13 protein-coding genes are annotated in these 13,310 nt (G+C 65.3%); 9 read left to right on the plus strand and 4 right to left on the minus strand.

Going from position 1 to position 13,310, the window contains the following annotated elements; all coding sequences use genetic code 11:
• Positions 1-21 precede the first annotated feature (21 nt).
• Positions 22-336 carry a co-chaperone GroES gene (groES, locus tag GEMRO_RS0107770; protein WP_027133537.1) on the minus strand — a complete coding sequence of 105 codons (315 nt, stop codon included), beginning with the start codon at positions 334-336 and terminating at the stop codon, positions 22-24.
• A 262-nt stretch (positions 337-598) separates the two neighbouring features.
• Here groES and GEMRO_RS0107775 point away from each other — a divergent pair, with 262 nt between their 5' ends.
• From GEMRO_RS0107775 to GEMRO_RS0107795, 5 genes are all read left to right on the plus strand, one after another.
• Positions 599-874: an usg protein gene (locus GEMRO_RS0107775; RefSeq protein ID WP_027133538.1), complete on the plus strand. Its 276-nt coding sequence runs from the start codon at positions 599-601 to the stop codon at positions 872-874.
• 205 nt (positions 875-1,079) lie between these two features.
• The gene (locus GEMRO_RS0107780; protein WP_027133539.1) at positions 1,080-2,093 is read left to right on the plus strand and encodes an endonuclease/exonuclease/phosphatase family protein; all 1,014 of its coding nucleotides are present in this window, start codon (positions 1,080-1,082) and stop codon (positions 2,091-2,093) included.
• Between the two features lie 294 nt (positions 2,094-2,387).
• Positions 2,388-3,620 carry a calcium-binding protein gene (locus tag GEMRO_RS28330; protein ID WP_084506676.1) on the plus strand — a complete coding sequence of 411 codons (1,233 nt, stop codon included), beginning with the start codon at positions 2,388-2,390 and terminating at the stop codon, positions 3,618-3,620.
• Positions 3,621-3,896: 276 nt separating this feature from the next.
• Entirely contained in the window at positions 3,897-4,844 is a 948-nt protein-coding gene (locus GEMRO_RS0107790) for a DMT family transporter (RefSeq protein WP_027133540.1), read from the plus strand.
• Between the two features lie 171 nt (positions 4,845-5,015).
• Complete coding sequence (locus GEMRO_RS0107795; protein ID WP_027133541.1) at positions 5,016-5,885, plus strand: HpcH/HpaI aldolase/citrate lyase family protein; 870 nt, start codon at positions 5,016-5,018, stop codon at positions 5,883-5,885.
• Positions 5,886-5,912: 27 nt separating this feature from the next.
• On the opposite strand, the gene GEMRO_RS0107800 is transcribed toward GEMRO_RS0107795, so the two are convergent.
• Together GEMRO_RS0107800 and GEMRO_RS28335 are read right to left on the minus strand one after the other, a co-directional pair.
• On the minus strand, positions 5,913-6,857 hold the full coding sequence (locus GEMRO_RS0107800; protein ID WP_027133542.1) for a homocysteine S-methyltransferase family protein: 945 nt from the start codon (positions 6,855-6,857) through the stop codon (positions 5,913-5,915).
• A gap of 110 nt (positions 6,858-6,967) precedes the next feature.
• The gene (locus GEMRO_RS28335; RefSeq protein WP_035484932.1) at positions 6,968-8,086 is read right to left on the minus strand and encodes a CobW family GTP-binding protein; all 1,119 of its coding nucleotides are present in this window, start codon (positions 8,084-8,086) and stop codon (positions 6,968-6,970) included.
• A 342-nt stretch (positions 8,087-8,428) separates the two neighbouring features.
• Between GEMRO_RS28335 and sdhC the strand changes: the two genes are divergently transcribed.
• The 4 genes from sdhC (at position 8,429) to GEMRO_RS0107825 (ending at position 11,906) form a co-directional block, all read left to right on the plus strand.
• Complete coding sequence (gene sdhC / locus GEMRO_RS0107810; RefSeq protein ID WP_322100037.1) at positions 8,429-8,812, plus strand: succinate dehydrogenase, cytochrome b556 subunit; 384 nt, start codon at positions 8,429-8,431, stop codon at positions 8,810-8,812.
• A 12-nt stretch (positions 8,813-8,824) separates the two neighbouring features.
• The gene (gene sdhD / locus GEMRO_RS0107815; protein WP_027133544.1) at positions 8,825-9,211 is read left to right on the plus strand and encodes a succinate dehydrogenase, hydrophobic membrane anchor protein; all 387 of its coding nucleotides are present in this window, start codon (positions 8,825-8,827) and stop codon (positions 9,209-9,211) included.
• A 4-nt stretch (positions 9,212-9,215) separates the two neighbouring features.
• A complete protein-coding gene (gene sdhA / locus GEMRO_RS0107820) occupies positions 9,216-11,003 on the plus strand; it encodes a succinate dehydrogenase flavoprotein subunit (protein WP_027133545.1) in 1,788 nt (595 codons plus the stop codon).
• A 123-nt stretch (positions 11,004-11,126) separates the two neighbouring features.
• A complete protein-coding gene (locus tag GEMRO_RS0107825; RefSeq protein WP_027133546.1) occupies positions 11,127-11,906 on the plus strand; it encodes a succinate dehydrogenase iron-sulfur subunit in 780 nt (259 codons plus the stop codon).
• A gap of 104 nt (positions 11,907-12,010) precedes the next feature.
• On the opposite strand, the gene GEMRO_RS0107830 is transcribed toward GEMRO_RS0107825, so the two are convergent.
• Complete coding sequence (locus GEMRO_RS0107830) at positions 12,011-13,159, minus strand: glycosyltransferase family 2 protein (RefSeq protein WP_027133547.1); 1,149 nt, start codon at positions 13,157-13,159, stop codon at positions 12,011-12,013.
• Between the last annotated feature and the right edge of the window lie 151 nt (positions 13,160-13,310).

A 13,310-nucleotide genomic window follows, 5' to 3' on the forward strand; every position in this document is an offset into this window, starting at 1 on the left:
TGGGGATCAGGAAGGAGAGGCTCAGGCGGCCTGCTTCATCGAGCCGGCATCGTCGAGGATGCCCAGGATGTCGCTTTCCTTCATGATCAGCAGGTCATCGCCGTCGATCTTGACCTCGGTGCCAGACCACTTGCCGAACAGCACCTTGTCGCCGACCTTGACGTCGAGCGCGTTCACCTTGCCGCTCTCGTCGCGCGCACCCGGGCCGACCGCCACGATCTCGCCCTGCTGGGGCTTCTCCTTGGCAGTGTCCGGGATGATGATCCCGCCCTTGCTCTTCTCTTCACCCTCGAGACGACGAACGACCACGCGGTCGTGCAGCGGACGGAAGCCCATGCCTACGATCTCCATGCTGAAGCGAATGCGGTTGTCAGCACTCTCGGGAGGAGAGTGCTAACGTCGCTGCGTCAGGTAGAGAAATTGCAGGAGGGATTCAAGGGGCTGTTTGCCAAACTGGCAGCACTTTTTGGTGTTGGCTGCTAACCATCTGAAACAGAACAGGAATTCGGCCTTCTCCTTGACGTCTGTCAAGGATCGGCCACAATCCGTTCGTGCCCCCTGCGGCGGTCGTAGGGGAACGAGCCAGGACAGATGTACCATGGCCGGTAAAGAACCCTCGCCCCTGGAGTTGCAGCTCAGGGGCTACCGCATCGCCACCGCTGAAATCCTGTACCGGATGCCTGACCACCCCAGCCTGATACAGAGCTTCATCTGGCAGCATTATGACATTGCGCCTCGCTATCCGGAGTTGTTCAAGTTCCTCGATTTCTGGGAAAAGAATATCGAGGGTCCTCTGGTGGGCGTGCGCGTCGGACGGAGCGAGCTGATCAAGCCTCAGGCCTGGCGACAGGGCCCGGAATTCCAGCTCCACTAGCCCAGCTGCAGGCCAGCTTCGCCTTCTCTAGGTGGGGAGGGTCGAGCGCAGGTCAACACCTGCGCTGCCGCGGCCCTGGTGTTCTGGTCGCAGCCACGAGGGCAACTCCGTCTACCGCGTCGGTGGCTGAGCGGCTGGCGCTGCACTTGCCGGTTGAAATATTGAACCGGTTGGGCTGTGTTGCGGGCTCGCCATCCCCGAAGGCATGATGACGGCGCCATCCAGCACCCTCGCCGCGGCGGTCCCGCATGGAACCGACCGGGTCGTCCGCTACTGTCTGTCTATCTGCCTGCTGGTGGCGGCCGCTCCGGTGATTGGCGCTGCCTGGCCCGGTGGACCGGCCGAGTTCGAGCTGGCCGCCCATTTTCTGGTCCAGTCCGCCCTTCTTTCCGCCTTGCTCCTGCTGGTCGGGGTGCTGACCGGCCGCCGCTACATCGTGCTCGTGGTCACGGCTCTGCTGACGGCGACCGCCCTGATCCTGACGCCGCACGTCTTTCCTGGATGGGCGCCTTTATACGCGGTGGCGAGGCAGGAACCGGCATCGGACCCGTTTCCACAGCTCCGTATCTATTTCCACAATGCCTGGGCCGGATCGGGCGATGCGGTCGCCACCGTGGACGCCGCCCTGTCCAGCGACGCCGATCTCGTGATGTTCGCCGAAACGGGCGCCTCGCGCTGGCGCAGCTTCGCCCGCCTCACCGGGAGCTATCCCCACCATATTTCCTGTATCGGACGCAGGGAATGCGATCTCACCCTGTTCTCGCGCCTGCCGGTCCACGACCAGGTGATCTACCACGACCGGCACAGCGGTGCCCGGGGTATCGCGGCCACCCTGGATGACGGCAGGAATGGCAGGCTGCGCGTGGTGGCGGTTCATCTGGCCCGGCCGATCCCACCGGACAGCCTCGAGGTGCAGATGCGCCAGGTGGAGGCGCTGCTTCGTTCCGACCTCTTCCGGCCGGACCTGCCCGTCCTGCTGATGGGTGACTTCAATGCAGTACCGTGGGGGCGGGTCGTCGGCACGTTCGCTCGTGGCCTGCAACTTCGCCCGGCCGGTGGGATCGAAGGGAGTTGGCCCTCGTTCCTGCCGCAGCCGCTGCGCATCCGGATCGACCAGGCCCTGGTGTCCCCGGACGTGAAGGTGCTGGATCAGACCCTCGGTGCCGGCAGCGGCTCCGACCATCGATCGCTGTCGATCACCATCGGTCCGGCTCGTTGAGGACCGACGGCTGCGGAAACGGCGGATGCCGCGGTACGCGGGAAGAACCGTGCAGGCAGCGATCGGCCGGTACCGGGAAAATTGCCACATGTCCTACCAGTGGATGCTCCGGCCCCTTTGCAGGCCAGGGGCTTCCTGATAGCAGATCTCGCAGTGCAAGCCTGTGCTGCGCGGGCCGAGCAACCTGCCTTTGCGAGGCGGGATCTGCCTTCCCGACATGAATGCCCGCCCAAGTCGTTTGGGGGCTTGTGACCCGGCAATAACGATCCGCGCCTCCGATCGGAAGAATAGTCGATGTCCAACAGCCCTAGCGGACCTCAGGATGTGGTGCCGCCCGGCAAGGTCGTGAACGGGACGACCGCCAACGACTACCTGCCAGGTGGCCGAGGTAGCGACTATATCCGCGGCTTCGCTGGCAACGACCTGTTGATCGGGGGCGATGGCGACGATCATCTGATCGGCGACGACGGCAACGACAACCTGATCGGCGGGGCTGGCGACGACCGCATCGAGGGCGGAGCCGGCGATGACCGGATCACCGGTTCGGCCGGCAACGACCTGCTCGATGGCGGTGCCGGGCTGGATTACCTGGATTACGAGCGCGAGAACGGCGCCGTCCAGGTCAACGCGGCGGCGGGTGTCGCAGTCGACGGCACGGGCGGCATCGACAAGATCAGTAGCTTCGAGGTGATCGTCGGCTCCCGCTTCGACGACTCGATCATCGGCTCGGCACAGGACGAAGTGATCGTCATCCGTCGCGGCGGCAACGATACCGCCGACGGCGGTGCGGGCTACGACACGCTGAACCTGTTCGTGCCTGACGATACCGCGGTCGATCTGGCTGCTGGCACCTGGAACTATGGTTCGTTCGCCGGCACCGCGCGCAACTTCGAGCACCTCATCACCGGCAGCGGCGACGATCAGGTCCAGGGCTCGAACGCGGACGAGTTCATCAACAGCAATGGCGGCGACGACTTCGTGGAAGCCGGAGCCGGCAATGACCGGGTCGATGGGGCCGCAGGCGACGATTATCTCTACGGCCAGACGGGCAACGATACCCTCGTGGGTGGTCCGGGCGAGGACACCTTGTTCGGCGAGGAAGGCAACGACACGCTGATCGGCCAGATCGGTCAGGACTGGCTCTATGGTGGAGTCGGCAATGATCGCCTGTTCGGCGGAGCCGACGACGACAGCCTGTTCGGTGACGACGGCAACGACCGGCTGGTCGGCGAGGCCGGCAACGACGTGCTCTATGGCGGCGACGGCGACGATGTGCTCACCGGCGGAGCCGGCGATGACGAGTTCGTGCGATACGAAAACGGCGGCAACGACCTCATCACAGATTTCGGCTTGGGCGACGACACCGTCCTGGTGTTCGGCGAGAGCGTATCCAGCTTCAATGAATTCAAGGCAGCGGCCAGCCAGAGTGGCGCCAATGTTGTGGTGAACTTCGGCGCCGGGCAGTCGATCATTTTCCAGAACATCGTGCTGGCTGACCTGACCTCCAGCAACGTCATCGTCAACTGATCGGGCAAGCGGGCGTCGCAGGCCCGCTCCTTCCCGCGCCGCCTGGGCAGCCATCCCCGATCCCCGGCTGGGCAGCCCCCTGCCCATCGACCGAGGACGTCCCGCTCGCGCGGAGGCCGGCTCGAGTTGACGATCCTCGCCATCCTCCAATTCCCCCAGCCACCGGCAGGGCGACACGCCCCTCGGACGTAGGGCGGGCAAATAGCCGAGCAAGAAGCGAAGTGCGGTGCCGCACCTTCGAAGCGATCCTGCCGGACCAGCCGGAGGAGCGTGGGAATGTCGAAGGTGACGAACAGGCCGACCGGAGGAATGACCGGGCGCGAATGGGCGATGCTGCTCGCCCTGGCAGCGGCGTGGGGTGGCTCGTTCTTCTTCAACGGCATCGCCGTCCGGGAACTGCCTTCCTTTACCCTGGTCTGGCTGCGCGTGGCGATCGCCGCCGCCGCCCTCCTGTCAATGGCATGGCTGCTCAGAATCCGGTTGCCCACCGCGGGCGGGACATGGGCGGCGCTGGGCCTGATGGGGCTGCTCAACAATGCGCTGCCGTTTGCCCTGATCGTCTGGGGCCAGCACCACATTGCGAGCGGACTAGCCTCGATCCTGAATGCCACGACGCCGGTCTTCACCATCCTGGCCGCCCACTGTCTCACCCAGGACGAGAAGCTGAACATCTTCAAGCTGGCTGGCGTCGTGGCAGGGCTGGTGGGCGCCACGGTGCTGATCGGGTTCGATGTGCTCCAGGAAGTGGGCGCCGAGGTCCTGGCCCAACTGGCCTGTCTGGCCGCCGCTCTTTCCTATGCGCTGGCTGGGATCTTTGGGCGCCGCTTCCGCCATATGGGCATCTCGCCACTGGCCACGGCTGCCGGCCAAGTGACCACCTCCACCCTGATCCTCCTGCCGGTCATGCTGCTGGTGGACCAGCCCTGGCGGCTGGCGATGCCGGAGGGGGCGACGATCGGCGCGGTCCTTGCGGTGGGGCTCCTGTCCACGGCGCTCGCCTACGTGCTCTATTTCCGGATCCTGGCGGTGGCCGGGGCCACCAATCTGCTGCTGGTCACCTTTCTCATCCCGGTCGTCGCCATCCTGCTGGGCGCGCTCTTCCTGGGAGAGACACTGCTACCTCGACACCTCCTGGGTATGAGCTTGATCGGCCTGGGCCTTGCGTGCATCGATCGAAGGCTGCCCCGTCTGCTGGGTGCTTCCGTACAGGCCAGGGAGCGCTGATATCTTTGTTCTTGCCGGCCCTGAGCGTGGCAGCCCCCGGGTCACCGCCAGCAGGCGCCGGCTCCTGACGCTCCCGGTGCCATCCCGTTGCCGCCGGGCCGCTTCACCCTTGAACCTGGAGCGCGGCACCGCCATCACCATCCGGTCGTCGAAGCCGAAGGAAGAAGCGCCATGGCCGCCGTTCGTCCACGTCGTTCCGTACTCTACATGCCCGGCAGCAATGCACGGGCGTTGGAGAAGGCGAAAACGCTTGCCGCGGATGCCCTGATCCTCGACCTGGAGGACAGCGTGGCGCCGGATGCAAAGGATGCCGCGCGTGCGCTGGTGGCCCAGAACGTCGCTGCCGGAGGCTACGGACACCGCGAGCTGATCGTTCGGGTCAACGGCCTGGACACGCCCTGGGGCCATGCCGACCTGCTCGATGCGGCAACCATGGGCGCCGACGGCATCCTGCTGCCGAAGGTTTCGGATGTGGAACTGGTTCGCCGCGCCGTTGACATCCTCGACGGCGCCGGCGCTGCACCGGACCTGCCGATCTGGTGCATGATGGAAACGGCACGGGCGATGTTCCGGGCCGACCAGATCGCGGATCATCCGCGGGTCGAGTGCCTGGTGATGGGCACCTCGGACCTTGCCAAGGAGCTGCACGCCGCCCACACGCCGCTGCGGCTGCCGATGATCACGTCGCTTGGCCTGTGCATGCTGGCGGCTCGCGCGGCAGGAATCTCGATCGTGGACGGCGTCAGCCTCGACCTGGAGGACGAGGAAGGTTTCCGGCAATCCTGCCTGCAGGGCGCGGAACTCGGGTTCGACGGCAAGACGCTGATCCACCCCAAGCAGCTGGAAGCGGCCAACGAGGCGTTCGCCCCGTCGCCGGAAGCCGTGGAGCGGGCCCACAAGATGATCGCGGCGTTCGAGGAAGCTCGGGCTGCCGGGAAGGGCGTGGTCGTGGTCGACGGCAAGCTGGTCGAGAATCTGCACGTCACCGAGGCCAAGCGGCTGGTGGCGCTGGCGGACGCCATCGCCGCGACTACGACCTGAGCCGGTCCCATCCGGCCTGAGCGGCGATCAGGCCGGAGCGACAGCCTCGCAGATGGCGCGGATGTGGCGGTGGTCGGTGCCGCAGCAGCCGCCGACGACGCATAAGCTTGGCAGCTTCGTCCGCATCGCGCGGTAGTCCTGCGCCAGGGCAGCCGGATCCCCACTGTCGAGCTCGGTCGCCGCGTCGAGTTCGGCATGGCTGCGTGTCGAGGCATTGGCGCGGATGCCGCGGATCCGGTCGAGCCAGGCGCCCCTGTCCTCCAGGACATGGGCAAAATGGCGGGGATGGGCGCAGTTGATCATGTAGTAGGCGGGATAGCCGCCGCTCGCCTCGTCGACCTGGGTGATGGCCGCCTGCAGGCTCTGCCCAGTCGGCAGGCACCCGTTTGTTTCCACCGTGAACGAGATGATGACCGGCATGCCGGCCGCCTTAGCCGCCTTGGCGATCCCGATGGCTTCCTCGACATAGTTCAGCGTCACCGCGCTGATCACATCGGCCGCGGTCTCGGCGAAGGTGTCGATCTGGGCGGCATGATAGGATTGTGCCTCGGTCTCCGACATCTGCGTGTCCGGCTGGTAGCCGTCGCCCCGCGGCCCCATCGCGCCGCTGATCACGATGGGGGCGACGTGGTCGGTTGCCTCGGCGCGAAGCTGTTCGGCGAACGCCACGGCGAGGCGATTGACCCGCTCCAGGTCGGCCGGGCCAAAGCCCAGCCGTGCCGCCCAGTCCGGATTGGCACGCCAAGTCGGCGTGTCGATGATGAAGCCGACACCGCGAGCGCGGGCAAGGTCCAGGTACGGCTGGAAATACCGGCGCAGAGCCGCCCGGCCCTCCTCCTGCTCGACCAGGGGGAAGGCCGCGAAGAGCGGAAGGTCCAGTCCCTCCGCATAGATCAGCGTCGTCTCCAGGCCGCCATCCGTCAGGAACAGATCCTGGCGCATCTGCGGCAGATCGTGGCGATAACGGGACATGGTTCGCATCCCCATAGGTCAGGTCGACCCATGTCCTAGTCCCCCGGAACGAACACGCTGTGCCGAATGTCACAACCCGGGAAGGAGTTCAGGCGCACGAGCTCCCGGGATCAGGACGTTCCGGCGAGATCCCCATGCGCTCGAGTCAGCGCGTCCAGGAAGTTCTGGACCTGCGCCTTGTCCAGGTCGCGGACGATGAAGACCAGCCGCGTGTCGCGGTCGTCGGACGGCCAGCGTTCCAGGGTGACCGGGGGGTGCATGACGTGCTGGACGGCGTGGAAGACCATCGGCCGGTCGGGCTCCTCGGCGATGTGCACGATGCCCTTCACCCGCAGGAGGTCGGCCCCGCGTTGCGCGGTGAGCAGGTCCAGGAACAGGGAGAACGCCTGAGCGGGTATCGGCTCCTTCTTGCGGATGGCGAAGGCCCGGATGTGCTCGTCGTGCCGGTTGACGTCGTGCGGGTCCTGACCCGGCCCATCGTGATCATGATGGTGGTGGTGGTGGTCATGTCCGTGATCGTGATGGTGGCCATCCGCATAGGCCTCCTCGGCGAGCCAGCGCTGGACGTCGACCGACTTGGTGGCTGGGTCGTAAAGGCCTGCCTCCAGCAGGCGGTCGGGCGCCACCTGCCCATGCTCCACCCGCATGATCGGCGCCGCCGGGTTCAGACGGCGCAGGCGGTCCTCCAGCCCGGCAACGACCGCCTCGGCGGCGAGATCCGCCTTCGTGATCAACAGGCGATCGGCCACCGCGGCCTGCTTCACCGCCTCCTCGTGCCGGTCGAGCGTGCCATCGCCGTTGACGGCATCGACCAGGGTCACCACCGACTCCAGCCGAAAGAAGTGATCGATCGCCGCATCCTGCATCAGCGTCTGCAGGATCGGAGCAGGATCGGCCAGGCCAGTCGTTTCGATCGCGACCCGACGAAATGGCCGGATGGTGCCCTCGCGCATCCGGCCGTACAGGTCGTGCATGGTCCGGACCAGATCGCCGCGCACCGTGCAGCACAGGCAGCCCGAGGACAGTTCGACCATGCTTTCTTCGCCGCCGGTCTCGACCAGGTCGTGATCCAGGCCGATCTCGCCGAACTCGTTGATGATCACTGCGGTGCCGGCCATGCCGGGGTCCTGGAGGAGGCGGGACAGCAGGGTCGTCTTTCCCGAGCCCAGAAACCCGGTCAGCAGGGTCACCGGGATCTTCTGCTCCTGGCCGGGTATCTCCACCTGCATCACGATCTGTCCTCCGGGCACACGGTTTCTGGCAAAGCCTGATATGGGTGCTTCCACCCGCCCATGGACCACGCTGCACGCCAGCAGCGTGCTCGCCGATCCAGCGGGCTGAACGAAGCGAAATCTGTCCCGATATGGGTGGCCGCCGGCTCGGCCGCAGCCCAGCCTCGCAGCATTCACAGGCTTTGTGTCGGAAACGCCCGGTCCGGCGACCGCCATCCCGCTGGTGGAAGCAGCGTGAACGTTGACACGTGCTTGCGGGAACCTAGGTTGCGCGCAGCAACAGACTGTCGATCTTTTCTGCTGCGATCATGAGCCTAGCAGACGTCGGAGGATGCGATCGTGCAGGCAAACCGGCCACTCTCGCCGCATCTCCAGATCTATCGCTGGTACCTGAGCATGGTCATGTCGATCATGAACCGGGTAACCGGCATCGCCCTCTCGGTCGGTCTTGTTCTGCTGGCCTGGTGGCTGGTGGCGCTGGCATCCGGCCCCGAGGCATTCGACACCGTGCACTCGCTCGCGGGGAGCTGGTTCGGACTCCTGGTCCTGTTCGGCTTCAGCGCCGCCTGGGCCTATCACCTGTTGAGCGGCATCCGGCATCTGGCCTGGGATGCCGGTTATGGATTTGACAAGCACGTCACGCACAAGGTCGGCATCGTCGTTCTGGGCGGCACCGCTGCCCTGACGATCCTGGTGTGGGTCGCCGTGCTGATCGCCGCTTGAGGAGGCCGGTCAATGGCAACGTCGTTTCGCTCTCCTCTCGCCCGGGCCCGTGGTCTCGGCTCCGCAAAGGAAGGCGTGCATCACTGGAAGCTGCAGCGCCTGACCTCGGTCTCCGAGTTCCTCCTGGAGATCTGGTTCGTCACCCAACTCGTACGTATGGTCGGGTCCGGCTACGTCGAATGGGTCGCGTGGTTCGGTTCGCCGATCAATGCGAGCTTGATGGCCTTGTGGATCATCTCGGTCTTTTATCACACCAAGCTCGGGCTGCAGGTCGTGATCGAGGACTATGTCCATGCTCGTGCCCTCAAGATCGGCGCCCTTGTGGCCCTCAACCTCGGTGTCACTGCCCTGGCCGTGGCGTCGCTGGTATCCATCGTGACCATTTCGCTGCGGGGCTGAGGCGATGAGCGCTGCCTATCCTATCACCGAGCACACCTATGATGCCCTGGTCGTCGGTGCCGGCGGTGCCGGATTGCGTGCCGCCGTGGGCATGGTCGAGGCGGGCCTGAAAGTCGCCTGCGTCACCAAAGTCTATCCGACCCGCTCGCACACCGTGGCCGCCCAGGGTGGCATCAATGCGGCGCTCGGCAACATGAACGAGGACGACTGGCGCTTCCACATGTACGACACCGTCAAGGGGTCGGACTGGCTGGGTGACCAGGACGCCATCGAGTACATGACCAAGAACGCGCCGGCCTCGGTGATCGAGCTTGAGCATTATGGCGTGCCGTTCTCGCGTACGGCGGAAGGCAAGATCTACCAGCGCGCCTTCGGCGGCCAGTCGGTGGGCTACGGCAAGTCGCAGGCCTATCGGACCTGTGCCGCGGCCGACCGTACCGGCCACGTGATCCTGCACACGCTCTACCAGCAGGCGCTGCGCAACAAGGTTCAGTTCTTCAGCGAGTATTTCGCGCTCGACCTGCTGATGGACGACGAGGGCGGCTGCCGCGGCATCATCGCGATGAACATCGCCGACGGGTCGATCCACCGCTTCCGCAGCCAGCTCACCTGCCTGGCCACCGGCGGCTACGGCCGGGTCTATTTTTCCGCCACCTCGGCGCATACCTGCACCGGCGACGGCAATGCGATGGTGTTGCGCGCCGGCCTTCCGCTCCAGGATCTGGAATTCGTCCAGTTCCATCCTTCAGGGATCTACGGGGCCGGTTGCCTGATCACCGAGGGTGCCCGCGGCGAAGGCGGCTACCTGACCAATGCCGAGGGCGAGCGCTTCATGGAGCGCTATGCGCCATCCGCCAAGGACTTGGCCTCGCGCGACGTGGTCAGCCGGGCGATGACGATCGAGATCAACGAAGGACGCGGGGTCGGTCCGAACAAGGACCATATCCACCTGCACCTCGAGCATCTGGATCCCAAGGTCCTGCACGAGCGACTGCCCGGGATTTCCGAGACCGCCAAGGTCTTCGCGGGGGTGGATGTCACCAAGGAGCCGATCCCGGTGGTGCCTACCTGCCACTACAACATGGGCGGCATCCCGACCAACTGGCAGACCGAAGTGGTGACCCGCAAGGGCGACAATGCGGACGCGCCGGTCCCGGGCCTGATGGCAGTGGGCGAGGCGGCCTGCACTTCGGTTCATGGCGCCAACCGCTTGGGCGGGAACTCCCTGATCGACCTGGTCGTGTTCGGGCGTGCCGCTGCGCATCGGGCTGCCGAGTTGATCACGCCGGGCGGCGCCCACAAGCCTCTGGCCAGGGACAATGCCGACAAGGCGCTCGACCGCCTGGACAAGCTGCGCAACGCCAAGGGCTCGCTGCGGGTCGGCGAGATCCGCCTGAACATGCAGCGCACCATGCAGCGTCATGCCTCGGTGTTCCGCGAGGGCCCGATCCTGGAGGAAGGCTGCACCAAGATCGCCGAGGTGGCCGACAGTCTGGCGGATGTGCGGATCGACGACCGTTCCAAGGTCTGGAACAGCGATCTGGTCGAGGCGCTGGAACTGCAGAACCTGATGCTGCAGGCGGTCGCGACCATGCAGTCGGCGACGTTCAGGACCGAGAGCCGCGGCGCCCATGCCAGGGAAGACTATCCCGAGCGGGACGACGAGAACTGGCTCAAGCACAGCATCGTCTGGATGGACGGTCACCAGGCAACCATGGGTGACCGGCCGGTCCATCTCAACACGCTGAGCAACGAGGTGGAGCCGGTGAAGCTTGCCAAGCGGGTCTATTGACCCGCTCCTGCCAGCCTCTTCGACCTTCACGCGGTGCGGAAGGCCCGGTGCAGTGCGCCGGGCACTCCATCGATCTCTCGGGTGCCGTACTGGACCTGCGGACGATCTGGGACAGGAACTCACATGGCTGAATTTGCCCTTCCGAAGAACTCCCGCCCGATCGAGGGCAAGACGTATCCGGCACCTGCTGGCGCCCAGAACGTCAAGGAGTTCCGGATCTATCGCTATGATCCGGAATCCGGCACCAATCCCAGCATCGATAGCTATCAGGTCGATCTTGGCCAGTGCGGTCCGATGGTTCTGGACGCCCTGATCAAGATCAAGGGCGAGATCGACGGCAGCCTGACCTTCCGGCGCTCCTGCCGCGAAGGCATCTGCGGCTCCTGCTCGATGAACATCGACGGCGAGAACACGCTGGCCTGCCTGAAGGCGATCGACGACTGCAAAGGCGCCGTGAAGATCTATCCGCTTCCCCACATGGAAGTGATCAAGGATCTGGTCGTCGACTTCACCCATTTCTGGGCCCAGTACGAATCGATCCAGCCCTGGCTCAAGACCGAGAGCCCGGAGCCGGCCCGCGAGCGTGTCCAGTCCGTGGAGGAACGCGAGAAGCTCGACGGCCTCTACGACTGCATCCTGTGTGCCTGCTGCACAAGCTCCTGTCCGTCCTACTGGTGGAACGGCGACAAGTATCTGGGCCCGGCTGTCCTTCTCCAGGCGCATCGCTGGATCGCGGACAGCCGCGACGAAGCGACCGGCGAGCGGCTCGACGATCTTGAGGATCCGTTCAAGCTCTATCGCTGCCACACGATCATGAACTGCGCCAATACCTGCCCGAAGGGCCTCAACCCGGCAAAGGCGATCGCCGAGATCAAGAAGCTGATGGTCGAGCGGACCCTGTGACAATCTGTCAACATTCCGCTTGTCCACGTCGAGAATTCCAATAAGATCGGATCATACGAAGAGGCACAAAGCCCACACACGCAGGTCCGAGTTCGAAGGGAGGTTCACGCCTCCCTTTCGTTTTTTCCAGCCCTGCCGTGCGCCACTGCTGGCGGGGTGCCTATGGATCGCGGCCAGCCCATCTTCAGGAGCGGCAGGGCCAGGCGCCAGTTCAGGTCCCCCAGACGGGAAAGGCACCAGTAGCCAAGCTGTTCCACCCTGCCCTCCAGGAGTTTAGGGTGGAAGGGCGGGGGACCACCCAGCAGAACCTCGCCGTCGCTGAGGCGGCGCTTGGCCTGCCACGCACGACGCTCCGCCATGATTGTCTGGCGCTCACGCCAGATCGTCCTTGCTGCTGCCTGCCAGTGCCGGTGCCAGCCCTTCTTCAAGCTCCCAGCGAACTGCAGCAGTTCGAACAGGGCGAAGGTGGGTGCCAGCAGGAAGATCGTGCGCAGTTGATAGCGCATCAGGATGATCCGCCAGCGGTTCGCGATCGTGCACAGCACCCGCCGCTCGGTGAAGGTGCCGGTAGCCCGGATCGACAGATCCGCGGTCCCCTTCCCATGACGGCACACGGCACTTGGTACCGACAGGATGCCAAGGCCGAGCTGGCGTGCGCGAAGGCCAAGGTCATGGTCCTCGTGGTAGATGAAGAAGCCTTCGCTCTGCAGCGGATGATCGCCCCAGCGCATCCGGTCGACCAGGAAGCATGCTCCAATGATCGAGCCGATCGGATGAACGACGCAGGAAGAGCAATCCCGCGGGACCTCCTGGTTCTCGATGGCCATGACCCCCAGGAAATGGGCTATGGCGCCGTCATACTGGATCCGCGCTGGGTCATGGGCATGAACGATCCTGGGCATGGCGAGAGCGGCTGCAGGATCGGCCGCCAGGGCCTCTGCCAGGCGGGCCAGGCAGCCCGGCTCCGGAGCCACGTCGTTGTCGATCATGCAGACATAGCGGCTGCCGGCTGCAGCGAAGCCTGCTTCGCGGGCGGGTCCTGGCCCCCGGTTCGCCGCCAGCCTGATGACCTCGACCTCGGCAAAGCGGTCGCGGACCATCTCCGCGCTTCCGTCCTCGGACGCGTTGTCGACCAGGATGATCCGGCTGGGGCTGGGTCGCTGCGCCCGGATCGCCTCAAGCGTCTCCGTGAGGACGGCACGGCCCTGATAGTTGATGACGCAGACCGCGACAGGAAGCCGGTGCGATGACACGGTGCATTTCCAGAACCACAGACCGTTACACCATCGTTCCCTGGTTTTCAGTGGGCAATCCCAAAATCTCCAATCTCGATGATGTAGCTACGGGGGAATCGAACCCGGCACATCACGCCATTCGGCGGCTGGCCGCGTCGGCCGATCTTGA

It is taken from the genome of Geminicoccus roseus DSM 18922 (assembly GCF_000427665.1).
GTDB lineage: Bacteria > Pseudomonadota > Alphaproteobacteria > Geminicoccales > Geminicoccaceae > Geminicoccus > Geminicoccus roseus.

Coding starts and splice junctions, on each gene's coding strand:
- GEMRO_RS0107795 (WP_027133541.1), top strand. CDS start 5,016: ATGGCCGCCGTTCGTCCACGTCGTTCCGTACTCTACATGCCCGGCAGC.
- GEMRO_RS0107775 (WP_027133538.1), top strand. CDS start 599: ATGGCCGGTAAAGAACCCTCGCCCCTGGAGTTGCAGCTCAGGGGCTAC.
- GEMRO_RS0107825 (WP_027133546.1), top strand. CDS start 11,127: ATGGCTGAATTTGCCCTTCCGAAGAACTCCCGCCCGATCGAGGGCAAG.
- sdhD (WP_027133544.1), top strand. CDS start 8,825: ATGGCAACGTCGTTTCGCTCTCCTCTCGCCCGGGCCCGTGGTCTCGGC.
- GEMRO_RS0107800 (WP_027133542.1), bottom strand. CDS start 6,857: ATGTCCCGTTATCGCCACGATCTGCCGCAGATGCGCCAGGATCTGTTC.
- groES (WP_027133537.1), bottom strand. CDS start 336: ATGGGCTTCCGTCCGCTGCACGACCGCGTGGTCGTTCGTCGTCTCGAG.
- GEMRO_RS0107780 (WP_027133539.1), top strand. CDS start 1,080: ATGATGACGGCGCCATCCAGCACCCTCGCCGCGGCGGTCCCGCATGGA.
- sdhA (WP_027133545.1), top strand. CDS start 9,216: ATGAGCGCTGCCTATCCTATCACCGAGCACACCTATGATGCCCTGGTC.
- GEMRO_RS28330 (WP_084506676.1), top strand. CDS start 2,388: ATGTCCAACAGCCCTAGCGGACCTCAGGATGTGGTGCCGCCCGGCAAG.
- GEMRO_RS0107790 (WP_027133540.1), top strand. CDS start 3,897: ATGTCGAAGGTGACGAACAGGCCGACCGGAGGAATGACCGGGCGCGAA.
- GEMRO_RS28335 (WP_035484932.1), bottom strand. CDS start 8,086: ATGCAGGTGGAGATACCCGGCCAGGAGCAGAAGATCCCGGTGACCCTG.